Origin of the sequence: Sphingomonas abietis, from assembly GCF_027625475.1 — a bacterium.
Lineage (GTDB): Bacteria > Pseudomonadota > Alphaproteobacteria > Sphingomonadales > Sphingomonadaceae > Solisphingomonas > Solisphingomonas abietis.
The window spans coordinates 882,975-896,917 of the sequence record NZ_CP115174.1; the positions used below are offsets into that span (position 1 = coordinate 882,975).

Here is a 13,943-nt window from a genome sequence, read left to right on the forward strand (position 1 = left end):
ACCCGATCACGCTGCCTGATCGACCGTCGTCACGGTGTCAGAAGGTAAGTAAGACATGCTGCAACCGAAGCGCACCAAGTTCCGCAAGGCCTTCAAGGGCCGCATCCATGGCGATGCCAAGAGCGGAACCACGCTGAACCAGGGCGCCTATGGCCTGAAGGCCATGGAGCCCGAGCGGATCACCGCTCGTCAGATCGAGGCGGCTCGCCGCGCGATCACCCGTCACATCAAGCGCCAGGGCCGCCTGCACATCCGGATCTTCCCGGACGTGCCGGTGTCGTCGAAGCCGGCCGAAGTCCGCATGGGCTCGGGCAAGGGTTCGCCGGAATTCTGGGTCGCCCGCGTGAAGCCGGGCCGTATCCTGTTCGAACTCGAAGGCGTGGCCGGCCCGCTGGCTGCCGAGGCGTTCAGCCGCGCAGCCGAAAAGCTGCCGATCAAAGTGAAGGTCGTCGCCCGCCTTGGCGACACCAGCCACCTCGTTGGGGAGGCGTAAGCCATGGCCAAGAATGACGACATCAAGGTGGCGACTGACGATCAGCTGTCCACCCAGCTTTCCGAGCTGAAGCGCGAGCAGTTCAACCTGCGCTTCCAGGCCGCGACCGGCCAGCTCGAGAAGCCGAGCCGCGTTCGTGAGGTTCGCCGCACGATCGCCCGCATCAAGACTGCACAGGCGGCCCGTTCCGCCTCGTCGGCTAAGTAAGGAGCAACCAGCCATGCCGAAGCGCGTGCTGACCGGAACGGTGGTCTCCGACAAGACCGACAAGACCGTGGTGGTGTCCGTGGAGCGTCGTGTGCAGCACGCCCTCTACGGCAAGATCATCAAGCGGTCGAAGAAGTATCACGCTCACGACGAGAACAACGAGTATCACACCGGTGAGACCGTTCGTATCGAGGAGTGCGCACCGATCTCGAAGCTCAAGACCTGGACCACGATCGGCCGCATCGGCGCCGAAATCGCGATCCCGGTTCCCACCGACAACGCATAAGGAAGGACTGACACCATGATTCAGATGCAGTCCAACCTGGATGTCGCCGACAACTCTGGCGCCAAGCGCGTCCAGTGCATCAAGGTGCTCGGCGGCTCCAAGCGTCGTTTCGCGACCGTGGGCGACATCATCGTCGTCTCGATCAAGGAAGCGGCGCCGCGCGGCAAGGTGAAGAAGGGCGACGTCCATCGCGCCGTCATCGTCCGCACCGCGAAGGATATCCATCGCGCGGACGGCTCGACCATCCGCTTCGACGGCAATGCCGCCGTCCTCGTCAACAAGAACGAGGAGCCGATCGGCACCCGTATCTTCGGCCCGGTGGTGCGCGAGCTCCGTGCCAAGAATCACATGAAGATCATCTCGCTCGCGCCAGAGGTGCTGTGAGATGTCTGCATTGAAGATCAAGAAGGGCGACAAGGTCGTCATCCTGTCCGGCAAGGACAAGGGCAAGACCGGCGAGGTCACCAAGGCTTTCCCCAAGGATAGCAAGGTGATCGTGTCGGGCGTCAACGTGGCGACCCGCCATCGCAAGGCGACGCAGGCCAACCCGCAGGGTGGCCTGGATCGCTTCGAGGCGCCGCTGCACGTCAGCAACGTCGCGATCGCGACCGCTGACGGCAAGCCGACCCGCGTGCGTTTCGAGACGCAGGACGGGAAGAAGGTCCGCGTGGCCGTGAAGACCGGGGAGAAGATCGATGGCTGATGCTTACAAGGCTCGCCTGCAGTCGCTCTACGAGGACAAGATCGTGGCGGCGATGACCGAGAAGTTCGGTTACGCCAACGCAATGATGGTCCCGAAGATCGAGAAGATCGTGATCAACATGGGTGTCGGCGACGCCACCCAGGACAAGAAGCGTGTCGACCAGGCCGCTGCCGAGATGGAACTCATCGCGGGCCAGAAGCCGGTCATCACGAAGGCGAAGAAGTCGATCGCGCAGTTCAAGCTGCGTGAGGGCATGCCGATCGGTTGCAAGGTCACCCTTCGCCGCGAGCGCATGTACGAGTTTCTTGATCGCTTCGTGACCATCGCGCTGCCGCGCGTCCGCGATTTCCGGGGCCTGAACCCGAAGTCGTTCGACGGCAACGGCAACTACGCGACCGGCCTCAAGGAGCAGCTGATTTTCCCGGAAATCAGCTACGACAAGGTCGACCGCATCCGTGGCATGGACGTGATCGTCACGACCAGCGCCAAAACCGATGACGAGGCTCGCGAGCTTCTGCGTCTCTTCGGCTTCCCCTTCCCGCAGGAAGAGAAGACCGAAGAGAAGCAGGCCGCGTAAGCTAGAGAGAGAACTTAAGTCATGGCGAAACTGAGTTCCGTCCTCAAGAATGAGCGCCGTCGCGCGCTCGTCAAGAAGACCGCACCGAAATATGCGAAGCTGAAGGCTATCGCGAACGATGAGAGCCTGGATGAGGGCGAGCGTCTGATCGCGCGCCTTCGCATGGCCGAGCTGCCGCGCAACGGCAACCCGACCCGCATCCGCAACCGTTGCGAGATGACTGGTCGTCCGCGCGGTTACTACCGCAAGTTCCGTCTGGCGCGCGTCATTCTGCGCGATCTCGCCAATAAGGGGATGATCCCCGGCGTGACGAAGTCGAGCTGGTAAGGGCAGAAAGATGGCGATCAACGATCCCGTGGGCGATCTGCTCACCCGCATCCGCAACGGTCAGCGCGCGCGCAAGGACTCCGTCCTTTCGCCGGCGTCGAAGCTGCGGACCCGCGTTCTCGACGTGCTTCAGCGCGAGGGCTATATCCGTGGCTATTCGGACGAGGTGCTCAACGAGCATCCCGGCATCCGCATCGAGCTGAAATATTTCGAGGGCCAGCCCGCGATTCAGCATGTTGCGCGTGTCTCCAAGCCTGGGCGTCGCGTTTATAGCGGCTCCAAGGAACTCCCCGTGGTCCGCAACGGCCTCGGCATCACCATCGTATCCACGCCCAAGGGTGTTCTGTCCGACGCGGAAGCGCGCGAGCAGAATGTCGGCGGCGAGGTTCTCGCGGAGGTCTTCTGATGAGCCGCATCGGCAAGAAGCCGGTTCCTGTACCGGCCGGCGTCACCGCCAGCATCGCTGACGGCCAGCTTTCGATGAAGGGCCCCAAGGGCACCCTCGCGATCGATCTGGTTTCCGAGGTAAAGTACGCGATCGAGGACGGCAACGTCGCGATCACGCCCGCCAACGACACCAAGCGTGCGCGCTCCTTCTGGGGCATGCAGCGGACGATGGTGCAGAACCTCGTCACCGGTGTGACCGACGGTTTCACCAAGACGCTGAACATCACCGGCGTCGGCTACCGCGCGGCGGTTCAGGGCAAGAACCTGAAGCTGCAGCTCGGCTACAGCCACGACGTGGATTTCACGATCCCGGAAGGCATCACCATAGTGACGCCCGATCCGACGACCGTGAACATCAGCGGCATCGACAAGCAGAAGGTCGGCCAGGTTGCCGCCGAGATCCGTCGCTGGCGTAAGCCCGAGCCGTATAAGGGCAAGGGCATCAAGTACGCGGGCGAGTATATCTTCCGCAAGGAAGGGAAGAAGAAGTAAGATGGCCAAGCTCTCTCTCTTCGCTCGGCGCCGTCAGCGCGTCCGCACCCAGCTCCGCGCGCGGGCCGGTGGGCGTCCGCGCCTGTCGATCCACCGTTCGGGCCGGCACATCTACGCCCAGATCATCGACGATGCGGCGGGCCACACGGTCGCTGCCGCCTCGACGCTGGGCAGCGACAATTCGGGCGCCGGCATCGCCGCTGCGGTCGAAGTCGGCAAGCTCGTCGCCGAGCGTGCGAAGGCCGCCGGCGTCACCACGGTCGTGTTCGATCGCGGTGGTTTCCTTTTCCATGGGCGCGTCAAGGCGCTCGCAGACGCCGCCCGTGAGGGTGGTCTGGAGTTCTGACGATGGCTGACGAGATCCAGAACGCGGCGCCGGAAGGCGCCCCCGCCGAGGCTCCTCGCGAAGGTCAGGCCCCCGGCGGTCGTGGCCCGCGTGGCGGCCGTGGCCGTAGCGGCCCCGGTGGCGACAATCGCGGCCGTGGCGGCCGTGACGGCAACCGTGGTCGTCGCGACAACAACCGCAACGCCGAAGACGGCGGCGAAGAACTGATCGAGAAGCTGGTTCACATCAACCGCGTCTCGAAGACGGTGAAGGGCGGCAAGCGCTTCGGCTTCGCAGCGCTGGTCGTGGTCGGTGACGGCAAGGGTCGCTCGGGCTTCGGCCACGGCAAGGCCCGCGAAGTTCCCGAGGCGATTTCGAAGGCGACCGCCGCTGCCAAGAAGGCAATGGTCCGCGTTCCGCTGAAGGAGGGCCGTACCCTCCATCACGACGGCAATGGCCACTTCGGTGCCGGCCGCGTGACCGTCCGTTCGGCGCCGCAGGGCACCGGCATCATCGCGGGTGGCCCGATGCGCGCCATCTTCGAGAGCCTGGGCGTTCATGACGTGGTGACCAAGTCGGTCGGGACGTCGAACCCCTACAACATGATCCGGGCGACCTTCGAGGCGCTCAAGGAACAGACGAGCCCGAAATCGGTCGCGGCACGCCGCGGCAAGAAGATCGCGGACCTGCTCGGTCGCGGTGGCTCGCAGGCTGCCGAGGCTGACGCCGCGGCGATCGTGGAGTAATCGAGATGGCGACCATCAAGATCACGCAGACCGGCTCGCCGATCCGCCGCACGCAGGACCAGCGCGCCACGCTGGTTGGCCTCGGCCTCAACAAGATGCACAAGACCCGGGAGCTGGAAGACAGCCCCGAGGTCCGCGGCATGATCCGCAAGGTGCAGCACATGGTGAAGGTGGAGGGCTGAGCCCTCCGCCCGGATACCGGGTGTCTTGAACAAGCGAGGGCTCCGCTGCCGGTGAGGTGGCGGGGCCCTTGTCTTTTGGGCGATCGGCTGTCTTGTGGGCATCGGCTCCGGCGGAATGGAGAGCAGGATGCGGCGCACGGCACGCGTTCGAGGGAGAGGCGGATCATGCGAGCGGAGAAGCGCGTCTTCCTGACGCTCGATGGATTGCGCGGTGTCGCCGCGATCATGATCGTGCTGTTCCACTCGCGCGCGATCGTCGGCCATTTCTACCCGGCTTCGGCCTATCTCTCGGTCGATCTGTTCTTCGCGCTGAGCGGCTGCGTGCTGGAGGCCTCCTATCGCGAGCGGCTGGCGGCGGGGCTGTCGACCCGCGAGTTCATGACCATCCGCTTCATCCGGCTGTGGCCGATGTTCGCGCTCAGCCTGCCGATCGGGCTGGCCTTCGCGGTGATGCGGATGAATGCCGGCTTCGGCCATGACAGCGGCTTCGCGTTGACCATGGCGATGGTCAGCGGCCTGCTGCTGCTGCCGACCCCGCTGATCACCGCCAAGACCTTCGTGATGCCGCTCAACGCCGCCGGCTGGTCGCTGGTGCTCGAACTGGCGATCAATGCCCTCTACGCGCGCTGCTGGCGCTGGCTGTCGAACCGGCTGCTGTGGGGCGTGGTCGCCGTGGCCGGCATCGTGCTGGCGGCGATGAGCATCTACCATGGCGGCGTCGACATGGGATCTATGTGGGGCACCGTCGCCGGCGGGCTGGTCCGCGTGACCTATTCCTTCACGCTCGGCGTGCTGATCTTCCGCACCTATGACGGGTGGGTGTGGCGCGGCTGGGCAGGGCTGTTGCCGCCGCTGGCGCTGATCCCGATCCTGGCGACGTGGCGGGGCGGGCTGTGGTTCGATCTCCTCTCCTCGCTGGCGCTTCTGCCGCTGCTGGTCTGGGCCGGGCTCAGGCTGGAGCCGGGCAGGGCGCTCGGCCGGCTGTTCCGCTGGGGCGGGCTGATCTCCTATGCGCTCTACGCGATGCACGGGCCGGTGATCCGCTTCGTCCACCTCGAACTGCTCCGCCATCTGCGCGGTCGGCACGATCTGTTCTGGATCGGCGGGCTGGCCGCGATCGCGGCGCTGATCCTGCTCAGCGCCGCGCTCGATCGCTGGTATGACGCGCCGCTGCGCCGTCGGTTGAGCCAATGGCTGCTCTACCGCCGCGATCGCCGGATTCGCGAATCCGCGATGACGGCGCCCTGATGTGGGTTGGCAAAGCGGCCGAATCGCTCTAAGGGCCGCCGCTTCCCTTCACGCGCGACAAAAGCGAAAGCGAGTGCATCCATGACCAAACTGAACGACATCCGCGACAACGAAGGCGCCCGCAAGTCCCGTATGCGGGTCGGCCGTGGCATCGGCTCCGGCAAGGGCAAGACCGCCGGTCGCGGCCAGAAGGGCCAGAAGAGCCGCGAAGGCGTCTCGATCAAGGGCTTCGAAGGCGGCCAGATGCCGCTCCACATGCGCATCCCGAAGCGTGGCTTCAACAACCCGTTCGCCAAGGATTTCGCCGAGATCAACCTGGGCATGATCCAGAAGCTGATCGATGCCGGCACGCTCGATGCCGGCGCGGCGATCGATCACGACGCGCTCAAGGCGGTCGGCGTGGCCCGTGGCGGCAAGAACGGCGTCCGCGTTCTCGCCAAGGGCGAGTTCTCGGCCAAGCTGTCGTTCAAGGTTGCCGGTGCCAGCGCCGCCGCCAAGGCGGCGATCGAGGCCGCCGGTGGCAGCATCGAGATCTTCGAGATCGTGACCGCGGCCGAGAAGGCCGCCGCCAAGAAGAACAAGGCGCGCGACGCGGATCGCAAGGCCCGTGGCCTTCCGCCGATCAACGCGGCCTGAGCCTTTCGGTCAATCGGCCGCATGGGGCTTAGACAAGTCCGATCGGTTGCTTATATGAAGGCGGCGGGCGCGACGATGCGTTCCGCCGCCTTTGTTTTTCGGGGACGTTGAATTCATGGCATCCGCCGCCAACCAGACGGCCGCAGGCCTCAGCCTGTCCAAGTTCGCCCAGGCCACCGATCTCAAGAAGCGGCTGTGGTTCACGATCGTCGCGCTGATCGTGTTCCGCCTGCTGAGCTTCGTGCCCCTGCCGGGCATCGATCCGCACGCCCTCTCGCAGCTGTTCGAGAAGACCAACGGCGGCGTGCTCGATTTCTTCAACAATTTCTCGGGCGGCGCGCTGCATCGCATGTCGATCGTGGCGCTGGGCGTGATGCCCTACATCACCGCCTCGATCGTCGTGCAGCTCGCCACCTCGCTCAGCCCTCAGCTGGAAGCGATCAAGAAGGAAGGCGAGAGCGGACGCAAGAAGCTCAACCAATATACCCGCTACCTGACGGTCTTCCTGACCGCGGTGCAGGGCTATTTCATCGCCGCGAGCCTTGAGCATGCGGCCGGCGTCGTGATCGAGCCGGGGATGATCTTTCGTATTTCCGCGGTGATCTCGCTGATCGGCGGCACGATGTTCCTGATGTGGCTGGGCGAGCAGATCACCTCGCGCGGCATCGGCAACGGCGTCTCGCTGATCATCATGGCCGGTATCGTCAGCCAGCTGCCGACCATCCTCTCGAACCTGTTCGAGAGCGGGCGGACTGGCGCGATCTCGCCGTTGGTGATCATCATCGCCATGGCGATCGCCTTCGCGCTGATCTACTTCATCTGCTTCATGGAACGGGCACAGCGCAAGGTGCTGATCCAGTATCCCAAGCGCCAGACCGCGCGCGGCATGATGCAGGGCGACAAGAGCTATCTGCCGCTCAAGATCAACACGTCCGGCGTGATCCCGCCGATCTTCGCCTCGTCGCTGCTGCTGATGCCGCTGACGATCGCGCAGTTCGCCGGCAACCGCGTGCAGGGCACCGGCCGCTGGAATGATATCCTGCTTACGGTTTCGGGCGCGCTCCAGCACGGGTCTCCGCTGTACCTGACGCTCTATGCCGCCGGCATCATCTTCTTCTGCTTCTTCTACACGGCGGTCGTGTTCAACCCGGAAGAGACGGCGGACAATCTCAAGCGCTATGGCGGCTTCATCCCCGGTATCCGTCCGGGCAAGTCGACGGCCGATTATCTGGATTATGTGCTGACCCGCATCACCGTGATCGGTGCTGCCTATCTGACCGTGATCTGCCTGGTGCCGGAAGCGCTGATCAAGGCGTTCGGCCTGCCGCAGATGCAGATCACCGGCACCAGCCTGTTGATCGTCGTCAATGTCACGATGGATACGGTGACCCAGATTCAGAGCCATCTTCTCGCGCATCAATATGGTGACCTGATCAAGAAGGCGAAGCTGAAAGGCGGCGCGCTGCGTCGCTGATCGGCGGCAGCGTCTAGAAGTGGAAGGGAACGCATGAATATCATCCTGCTGGGGCCGCCGGGCGCCGGGAAGGGCACGCAGGCCGATCGGCTGGTCAAGGCGCGCGGCATGGTCCAGCTGTCGACCGGCGACATGCTGCGCGCCGCGGTGAAGGCCGGGACGCCGACCGGGCTCAAGGCCAAGGCGGTGATGGATGCAGGCCAGCTCGTATCGGACGACATCGTGTCGGGCATCATCGGCGATGCGCTGGACGGGATCGAGCCCGGTCACGGCGGGATCTTCGATGGCTATCCGCGCACCCAGGCCCAGGCGGTCTCGCTCGACGAGATCCTCGATGCCCGTGGCCGGACGCTCGACCATGTGATCGAACTGTCGGTCGATGAGGACAAGCTGGTCGAGCGGATCGTTGGCCGCTTCACCTGCGCCCAGTGCGGCGCCGGCTATCACGACAGCTTCAAGCTGCCGAAGGTGTCAGGCACCTGCGACGTCTGCGGCAGTCACGAGTTCAAGCGCCGTCCCGATGACAATGAGGAGACGGTGCGGACCCGCATGGCGGAGTATCGCGCCAAGACCCAGCCGATCCTGCCTTATTACGAGGCCAAGGGGCTGGTCAGCCGCGTCGACGGCATGGCCGACATCGACCATGTCGGCGCCGCGATCGACGCGATCCTCGACGCGAAGGGCTGAACGCCCGCGGCTTCCCGATCGCGCCGGTGACGACTGTCGGCGCAATCGGGAAGCGAGCTGCCGTTTCGCTCCGCCGAACGGCATGAGCGAGGCGCTTGCATAATCGGCGCGATCCTCCGATGGGCGGCGCATGGATATCGACGCGCTCCTCCAGCATTATTTCGGCACCGACGATCCCGATACGATCACCGATCTCGGCTTCACGATCGGATCGGAGCGGTTGCGGGTCGATTTCGGCACCGAGCAGGAGCCCGGCCGTCGCTTCGCCCTGTGGACGCTGATGGAGGTGTTTGGCATCGCGCCGACCCCGGCTGACGCCTTCCCCAAACATCCCGAACTGAAGCGGGCCGCCGAGGATTATCTCTCGGCCGCCTGGAAGATGGAACAGGAATAGCCGCGTGACCCACAGCGATGCCCAGGATGACGATCGCCCCGCCGCACGGCGGTCGAACGGGAAACTGATCGGCTTCGGCGCGCTGCTGCTCTTTTGGTTCGTCGCCTTCTGCGTGCTGGGCACCTGGCAGGTCCACCGCCTTTCCTGGAAGCTGAACCTGATCGCGACGGTCGATCGGCGCGTCCATGCGCCGCCGGTGGCACCGCCGGGGCCGGCCGACTGGAGTCCGCAGGATGTCGCGGACTATAATTATCTGCACGTCCGGGTGCGCGGCACCTTCCTCAACGATCGCGAGACGCTGACCCAGGCGGTGAGCGAGCAGGGACCGGGATTCTGGGTGATGACGCCGCTGCGTACCGATCAGGGCTTCAACCTGCTGGTCAATCGCGGCTTCGTGCCGGACGATCATCGTCAGGCCGCGACGCGCCGCGCGGGGTTGCCGCAGGGCGAGGTGACGGTGATCGGGCTGGTCCGCCTCAGCGAGCCGAAGGGTGGCTTCCTGCAAAGCAACAAGCCTGCATCGGACGAATGGCATTCGCGCGACGTCGCGGCGATCGCAGCGAAGCGCGGACTGGGCGACGTCGCGCCCTATTTCGTCGATGCGGATGCCGCGCCCAATCCGGGGGGATGGCCCTTGGGGGGGCAGACGGTCGTGAGTTTCCCCAACAATCATCTGCAATATGCCATCACCTGGTATGGCCTCGCCGTGCTGATGCTGGTCGGTGGGGTGTTGCTCGTCCGCGGCGAGCGTGCCGCCCGGCGGAGCGGGGCGAGCGGGGAATAGCTCCCCCCGCCGAGGCAGGGGGAGCGATCCGGCCTCAGGCGTCCTGAAGCGTCTTGCTGTCGATCACGAAGCGATACTTCACGTCGCCCTTGAGCATGCGCTCATAGGCGGCTTCGATATCCTGGATGGCGATCATCTCGATATCGGAGACAATCCCCTTCTCGGCGCAGAAGTCGAGCATCTCCTGCGTCTCGGCGATGCCGCCGATCAGCGAGCCGGCGAGCGAGCGGCGCTTGAAGATCATGCTCATCACGCTCGGCGAGGGATGCGGATGCTCGGGCACGCCGACCAGCGTCATCGTGCCGTCGCGCTTGAGCAGGTTGAGGAACGCATCCAGATTGTGGCTCGCTGCCACGGTGTTGAGGATGAAGTCGAAGCTGCCGACATGGGCCTGCATCTCTTCGTCATTCTTCGACACCACCACCTCGTCGGCACCGAGCTGCTTCGCCGCTTCGCGCTTGTTGTCCGACGTGGTGAAGGCGACGACATGGGCGCCCAGCGCATGGGCGAGCTTGATGCCCATATGGCCGAGGCCGCCGATCCCGACGATGCCCACCTTCATGCCCGGCCCGACATTCCAGTGGCGCAGCGGCGACCAGGTGGTGATCCCGGCGCAGAGCAACGGTGCGACGGCGGCGAGTTGCTCCTCGCTGTGCGTCACCTTGAGGGCGAAATGCTCCTTGACCACGATGGCATCCGAATAGCCGCCATAGGTGTTCTCGCCGGAGCCGCTATTGTCGCCATTATAGGTGCCGGTGAAGCCGTTCTCGCAATATTGCTCGAGGCCCTCGTCGCACGACGCGCAATGATCGCAGCTGTCGACCATGCAGCCGACGCCGGCGATATCGCCGACCTTGAACTTGGTGACGTCGCCGCCGACGGCGCTGACGCGGCCGACGATCTCGTGACCCGGCACGCACGGCCAGATCGTGTTGGTCCATTCGCCACGCGCCTGGTGGAGATCCGAATGGCAGACGCCGCAATAGAGGATGTCGATCTTCACATCCTTCGGCCCCGGCGCGCGGCGTTCAATCTCGAAGGGCGCAAGGGGAGAGTCTGCGGTTTGTGCCGCATAGGCTTTGGTGGCCATGTTGCTGAACCTCTGGAAAATGGGGGGAGGCCCATGATAGGGTCCGGCGGGATAGATATTCAACCGGGCGGTACATATATCTTTTGCGCGTCGCCGGTGTTGCTCGGCCAATCTTGACATCATGCGACTCGGTCTTTAGGGCACCCCGATCCCAAACCGGCTATCCGGCGGCACCGTTGCTGTGCCCGTCGGCTATCCTGCGTTTTGGGCGAAGCGACGAGATGGGGCACCTCAGCCGGGCGCCCCGTGGAGCAGGAGAAAGTTTTACCATGGCTCGTATTGCGGGTGTCAACATCCCGACCAACAAGCGCGTTGAAATCGCGTTGACCTACATTCACGGCATCGGTTCCACCAAGGCCAAGGAAATCACCGCGCAGCTCGGCATCGAGCCTCAGCGTCGCGTGCAGGATCTGTCGGATCAGGAAGTGCTCCAGATCCGCGAAGCGATCGACGCGGGCTACACCGTGGAAGGCGATCTTCGCCGCCAGGTGGCGATGAACATCAAGCGCCTGATGGATCTCGCCTGCTACCGTGGCCTCCGCCATCGCAAGGGCCTCCCGGTTCGCGGCCAGCGCACGCACACCAATGCGCGCACCCGCAAGGGCAAGGCCAAGCCGATCGCCGGCAAGAAGAAGTAAGCAGGCGCCGGTAAGAGCGGCCTCGCGGTCGCTCCCGGTCCTCTTTCAGTAGGACAGCAGAAAAATGGCACGTGAACCTCAGCGCATCAAGCGGCGCGAGCGCAAGAACATCACCGCCGGCGTCGCCCATGTGAACGCCAGCTTCAACAACACCATGATCACCATCACGGACGCGCAGGGCAATGCCATCGCGTGGTCGTCGGCGGGCATGATGGGCTTCAAGGGTTCGCGCAAGTCGACCCCTTATGCCGCACAGGTTGCCGCCGAAGACGCGGGCAAGAAGGCCGCCGAGCATGGCGTCCGCACGCTCGAAGTCGAGGTGAAGGGCCCCGGTTCGGGCCGTGAGAGCGCGCTTCGCGCCCTCCAGGCTGTCGGTTTCCAGATCACGTCGATCCGCGACGTGACCTCGATCCCGCACAACGGCGTTCGCCCTTCCAAGCGCCGTCGCGTCTGATCTTTTCCGGAGCGTGGGGCCGTCACCCACGCTCCCGTTTCCCGGCCGCGGGTGGACGCATCCGCTTTGGCCCAACCCTTGAGGGAACACACATGGCCGTCAACGCCAAGAACTGGCAGGAACTCAAGAAGCCCAACGGTCTCGAGAAGAAGAGCGGGGACGGCAAGCGCCGTGCCACCTTCGTCGCCGAGCCGCTCGAGCGTGGCTTCGGCCTGACGCTCGGCAACGCGCTGCGCCGCGTGCTGCTCTCGTCGCTCCAGGGCGCCGCCGTCACCTCGATCAAGATCGAGAACGTCCTGCACGAATTCTCGTCGCTGGCCGGCGTGCGCGAGGACGTGACCGACATCGTTCTGAACGTCAAGCAGATCGCGCTGCGGATGCAGGGCGAGGGGACGAAGCGTCTCCAGCTGTCGGCGACCGGACCTGCGGAAGTCACCGCCGGCATGATCGCCACCAGCGGCGACATCGAGGTGATGAACCCCGATCTCGTGATCTGCCATCTCGACGAGGGTGCGACGCTCAACATGGAGCTGACCGCCGCTTCGGGTAAGGGCTATGTCACCGCCGCGATGAACCGTCCGCTCGATGCGCCGATCGGCCTCATCCCCGTCGATGCGCTCTACTCGCCGGTTCGCCAGGTCGCGTACAAGGTGGAGAACACCCGCGTCGGCCAGGAGCTCGATTACGACAAGCTCACGCTGACGATCGAGACCGACGGCACCGTGATCCCGGAAGACGGCCTGGCCTATGCCGCGCGCATCCTTCAGGATCAGCTCCAGCTGTTCGTCCACTTCGACGACGGCCTGACCCTCACCACGTCGGTTCCGACGATGGCGGGCGTCGCCGTTCCGTCGGCCGGTGGCGCCGAGCCGGAGCAGGATGCCAACCAGCTCAACCGCTACCTTCTCAAGAAGGTGGACGAGCTCGAGCTGTCGGTGCGCTCCGCGAACTGCCTCAAGAACGACAACATCATCTACATCGGCGATCTGGTCCAGAAGACCGAGGCCGAGATGCTGCGCACGCCGAACTTCGGCCGCAAGTCGCTCAACGAGATCAAGGAAGTGCTCTCCTCGATGGGTCTGCGCCTCGGCATGGACATCCCGGGCTGGCCGCCCGAGAATATCGAGGAAATGGCCAAGAAGCTCGAACAGGAATATTAATCCTGCTCGGACTTTGAAGCCGGCTCTGACGTTAAAGGGTGTGGGCGGTGCCCTGTTTCACCGCCCGGCCCGCAGTACCTTGAACGGCTGCGGGACGAACAATGAAGGAAGACTAACATGCGCCATCGTGTAGGCGGTCGTAAGCTCCAGCGCACCGGTTCGCACCGTACCGCGCTGTTCCGCAACCAGTCGGCCGCGCTGATCAAGCACGAGCAGATCACCACCACCCTCGCCAAGGCGAAGGAGCTTCGCCCCTATGTCGAGAAGCTGGTGACGCTGGCGAAGAAGGGTGGCCTGTCCAACCGTCGTCTCGCCCATGCCCGTATGCTCGACGATACCCAGCTGGTGAAGCTGTTCGACGTGATCGCGACCCGCTACGCCGATCGCAACGGCGGCTATACCCGCATCATCAAGGCCGGCATCCGCGCTTCGGATGCGGCGCCGATGGCGATCATCGAGTTCGTCGATCGGGACGTCTCGGCCAAGGGCCAGGATTCGGGCCCGGTCTATTCGGACGACGATCTGGACGAAGCCGCCTGAGCTTCGCTCCGTCGTACCAGACCAACGGAAGGGCCGTCCCGGATCGGGGCGGC

The 13,943-nt window shown here is 64.6% G+C and carries 23 protein-coding genes; 22 read left to right on the forward strand and 1 reads right to left on the reverse strand.

Annotation, left to right across the window (positions count from 1 at the left end; genetic code table 11):
* The first annotated feature begins 55 nt into the window (after positions 1-55).
* From rplP to PBT88_RS04255, 18 genes are all read left to right on the forward strand, one after another.
* On the forward strand, positions 56-493 hold the full coding sequence (rplP, locus tag PBT88_RS04170; RefSeq protein WP_270077972.1) for a 50S ribosomal protein L16: 438 nt from the start codon (positions 56-58) through the stop codon (positions 491-493).
* 3 nt (positions 494-496) lie between these two features.
* Positions 497-700 (forward strand): 50S ribosomal protein L29, encoded by a 204-nt coding sequence (gene rpmC, locus PBT88_RS04175; protein WP_270077973.1) that lies wholly within the window; start codon positions 497-499, stop codon positions 698-700.
* A gap of 13 nt (positions 701-713) precedes the next feature.
* Positions 714-986 (forward strand): 30S ribosomal protein S17, encoded by a 273-nt coding sequence (gene rpsQ / locus PBT88_RS04180; RefSeq protein WP_270077974.1) that lies wholly within the window; start codon positions 714-716, stop codon positions 984-986.
* Positions 987-1,001: 15 nt separating this feature from the next.
* Positions 1,002-1,370 carry a 50S ribosomal protein L14 gene (gene rplN / locus PBT88_RS04185; RefSeq protein ID WP_270077975.1) on the forward strand — a complete coding sequence of 123 codons (369 nt, stop codon included), beginning with the start codon at positions 1,002-1,004 and terminating at the stop codon, positions 1,368-1,370.
* A 1-nt stretch (position 1,371) separates the two neighbouring features.
* Positions 1,372-1,689, forward strand: a complete 318-nt coding sequence (gene rplX / locus PBT88_RS04190) for a 50S ribosomal protein L24 (RefSeq protein ID WP_270077976.1) — start codon at positions 1,372-1,374, stop codon at positions 1,687-1,689.
* Entirely contained in the window at positions 1,682-2,266 is a 585-nt protein-coding gene (gene rplE, locus PBT88_RS04195) for a 50S ribosomal protein L5 (protein ID WP_270077977.1), read from the forward strand. Before rplX ends, rplE begins: the two co-directional genes overlap by 8 nt.
* Positions 2,267-2,287: 21 nt before the next feature.
* Positions 2,288-2,593: a 30S ribosomal protein S14 gene (gene rpsN / locus PBT88_RS04200; RefSeq protein WP_270077978.1), complete on the forward strand. Its 306-nt coding sequence runs from the start codon at positions 2,288-2,290 to the stop codon at positions 2,591-2,593.
* Between the two features lie 10 nt (positions 2,594-2,603).
* Positions 2,604-2,999: a 30S ribosomal protein S8 gene (gene rpsH, locus PBT88_RS04205; protein WP_270077979.1), complete on the forward strand. Its 396-nt coding sequence runs from the start codon at positions 2,604-2,606 to the stop codon at positions 2,997-2,999.
* Entirely contained in the window at positions 2,999-3,532 is a 534-nt protein-coding gene (rplF, locus tag PBT88_RS04210; protein WP_270077980.1) for a 50S ribosomal protein L6, read from the forward strand. Before rpsH ends, rplF begins: the two co-directional genes overlap by 1 nt.
* A gap of 1 nt (position 3,533) precedes the next feature.
* Positions 3,534-3,878, forward strand: coding sequence for a 50S ribosomal protein L18 (gene rplR, locus PBT88_RS04215; protein ID WP_270077981.1), 345 nt, complete (start codon positions 3,534-3,536; stop codon positions 3,876-3,878).
* Positions 3,879-3,880: 2 nt separating this feature from the next.
* Entirely contained in the window at positions 3,881-4,603 is a 723-nt protein-coding gene (gene rpsE / locus PBT88_RS04220; RefSeq protein WP_270077982.1) for a 30S ribosomal protein S5, read from the forward strand.
* 5 nt (positions 4,604-4,608) lie between these two features.
* Positions 4,609-4,785, forward strand: a complete 177-nt coding sequence (gene rpmD, locus PBT88_RS04225) for a 50S ribosomal protein L30 (protein ID WP_270077983.1) — start codon at positions 4,609-4,611, stop codon at positions 4,783-4,785.
* Between the two features lie 165 nt (positions 4,786-4,950).
* Entirely contained in the window at positions 4,951-6,033 is a 1,083-nt protein-coding gene (locus PBT88_RS04230) for an acyltransferase family protein (protein WP_270077984.1), read from the forward strand.
* Positions 6,034-6,114: 81 nt separating this feature from the next.
* On the forward strand, positions 6,115-6,669 hold the full coding sequence (rplO, locus tag PBT88_RS04235; protein ID WP_270077985.1) for a 50S ribosomal protein L15: 555 nt from the start codon (positions 6,115-6,117) through the stop codon (positions 6,667-6,669).
* A gap of 115 nt (positions 6,670-6,784) precedes the next feature.
* A complete protein-coding gene (gene secY / locus PBT88_RS04240; protein WP_270077986.1) occupies positions 6,785-8,143 on the forward strand; it encodes a preprotein translocase subunit SecY in 1,359 nt (452 codons plus the stop codon).
* A gap of 33 nt (positions 8,144-8,176) precedes the next feature.
* Positions 8,177-8,830, forward strand: a complete 654-nt coding sequence (locus PBT88_RS04245) for an adenylate kinase (RefSeq protein WP_270077987.1) — start codon at positions 8,177-8,179, stop codon at positions 8,828-8,830.
* Between the two features lie 130 nt (positions 8,831-8,960).
* On the forward strand, positions 8,961-9,224 hold the full coding sequence (locus PBT88_RS04250; RefSeq protein ID WP_270077988.1) for a hypothetical protein: 264 nt from the start codon (positions 8,961-8,963) through the stop codon (positions 9,222-9,224).
* 4 nt (positions 9,225-9,228) lie between these two features.
* Complete coding sequence (locus tag PBT88_RS04255) at positions 9,229-10,008, forward strand: SURF1 family protein (protein WP_407696512.1); 780 nt, start codon at positions 9,229-9,231, stop codon at positions 10,006-10,008.
* Between the two features lie 34 nt (positions 10,009-10,042).
* Here PBT88_RS04255 and PBT88_RS04260 read toward each other — a convergent pair whose 3' ends face one another.
* Positions 10,043-11,098, reverse strand: coding sequence for an NAD(P)-dependent alcohol dehydrogenase (locus tag PBT88_RS04260; protein WP_270077989.1), 1,056 nt, complete (start codon positions 11,096-11,098; stop codon positions 10,043-10,045).
* A 269-nt stretch (positions 11,099-11,367) separates the two neighbouring features.
* On the opposite strand from PBT88_RS04260, the gene rpsM reads away from it, so the two are divergent.
* The 4 genes from rpsM to rplQ all read left to right on the forward strand — a co-directional run bounded on the left by rpsM (position 11,368) and on the right by rplQ (position 13,890).
* Positions 11,368-11,736, forward strand: coding sequence for a 30S ribosomal protein S13 (gene rpsM / locus PBT88_RS04265; RefSeq protein WP_270079171.1), 369 nt, complete (start codon positions 11,368-11,370; stop codon positions 11,734-11,736).
* 64 nt (positions 11,737-11,800) lie between these two features.
* Positions 11,801-12,190, forward strand: a complete 390-nt coding sequence (gene rpsK / locus PBT88_RS04270) for a 30S ribosomal protein S11 (protein WP_270077990.1) — start codon at positions 11,801-11,803, stop codon at positions 12,188-12,190.
* A gap of 92 nt (positions 12,191-12,282) precedes the next feature.
* Positions 12,283-13,350: a DNA-directed RNA polymerase subunit alpha gene (locus PBT88_RS04275; RefSeq protein ID WP_270077991.1), complete on the forward strand. Its 1,068-nt coding sequence runs from the start codon at positions 12,283-12,285 to the stop codon at positions 13,348-13,350.
* A gap of 117 nt (positions 13,351-13,467) precedes the next feature.
* Positions 13,468-13,890 carry a 50S ribosomal protein L17 gene (rplQ, locus tag PBT88_RS04280; protein ID WP_270077992.1) on the forward strand — a complete coding sequence of 141 codons (423 nt, stop codon included), beginning with the start codon at positions 13,468-13,470 and terminating at the stop codon, positions 13,888-13,890.
* The last annotated feature ends 53 nt before the right edge of the window (positions 13,891-13,943 follow it).

Bases quoted from the DNA above. Each gene is read 5' to 3' on its own strand.
- rpmD (WP_270077983.1), top strand. From the start codon at position 4,609: ATGGCGACCATCAAGATCACGCAGACCGGCTCGCCGATCCGCCGCACG.
- rpsN (WP_270077978.1), top strand. From the start codon at position 2,288: ATGGCGAAACTGAGTTCCGTCCTCAAGAATGAGCGCCGTCGCGCGCTC.
- rplP (WP_270077972.1), top strand. From the start codon at position 56: ATGCTGCAACCGAAGCGCACCAAGTTCCGCAAGGCCTTCAAGGGCCGC.
- rpsM (WP_270079171.1), top strand. From the start codon at position 11,368: ATGGCTCGTATTGCGGGTGTCAACATCCCGACCAACAAGCGCGTTGAA.
- PBT88_RS04245 (WP_270077987.1), top strand. From the start codon at position 8,177: ATGAATATCATCCTGCTGGGGCCGCCGGGCGCCGGGAAGGGCACGCAG.
- rpmC (WP_270077973.1), top strand. From the start codon at position 497: ATGGCCAAGAATGACGACATCAAGGTGGCGACTGACGATCAGCTGTCC.
- rpsQ (WP_270077974.1), top strand. From the start codon at position 714: ATGCCGAAGCGCGTGCTGACCGGAACGGTGGTCTCCGACAAGACCGAC.
- PBT88_RS04250 (WP_270077988.1), top strand. From the start codon at position 8,961: ATGGATATCGACGCGCTCCTCCAGCATTATTTCGGCACCGACGATCCC.
- rplX (WP_270077976.1), top strand. From the start codon at position 1,372: ATGTCTGCATTGAAGATCAAGAAGGGCGACAAGGTCGTCATCCTGTCC.
- rpsK (WP_270077990.1), top strand. From the start codon at position 11,801: ATGGCACGTGAACCTCAGCGCATCAAGCGGCGCGAGCGCAAGAACATC.
- PBT88_RS04260 (WP_270077989.1), bottom strand. From the start codon at position 11,098: ATGGCCACCAAAGCCTATGCGGCACAAACCGCAGACTCTCCCCTTGCG.
- PBT88_RS04275 (WP_270077991.1), top strand. From the start codon at position 12,283: ATGGCCGTCAACGCCAAGAACTGGCAGGAACTCAAGAAGCCCAACGGT.
- rplQ (WP_270077992.1), top strand. From the start codon at position 13,468: ATGCGCCATCGTGTAGGCGGTCGTAAGCTCCAGCGCACCGGTTCGCAC.
- secY (WP_270077986.1), top strand. From the start codon at position 6,785: ATGGCATCCGCCGCCAACCAGACGGCCGCAGGCCTCAGCCTGTCCAAG.
- rplR (WP_270077981.1), top strand. From the start codon at position 3,534: ATGGCCAAGCTCTCTCTCTTCGCTCGGCGCCGTCAGCGCGTCCGCACC.
- rpsH (WP_270077979.1), top strand. From the start codon at position 2,604: ATGGCGATCAACGATCCCGTGGGCGATCTGCTCACCCGCATCCGCAAC.
- rplF (WP_270077980.1), top strand. From the start codon at position 2,999: ATGAGCCGCATCGGCAAGAAGCCGGTTCCTGTACCGGCCGGCGTCACC.
- rplN (WP_270077975.1), top strand. From the start codon at position 1,002: ATGATTCAGATGCAGTCCAACCTGGATGTCGCCGACAACTCTGGCGCC.
- rplO (WP_270077985.1), top strand. From the start codon at position 6,115: ATGACCAAACTGAACGACATCCGCGACAACGAAGGCGCCCGCAAGTCC.
- PBT88_RS04230 (WP_270077984.1), top strand. From the start codon at position 4,951: ATGCGAGCGGAGAAGCGCGTCTTCCTGACGCTCGATGGATTGCGCGGT.
- rpsE (WP_270077982.1), top strand. From the start codon at position 3,881: ATGGCTGACGAGATCCAGAACGCGGCGCCGGAAGGCGCCCCCGCCGAG.
- rplE (WP_270077977.1), top strand. From the start codon at position 1,682: ATGGCTGATGCTTACAAGGCTCGCCTGCAGTCGCTCTACGAGGACAAG.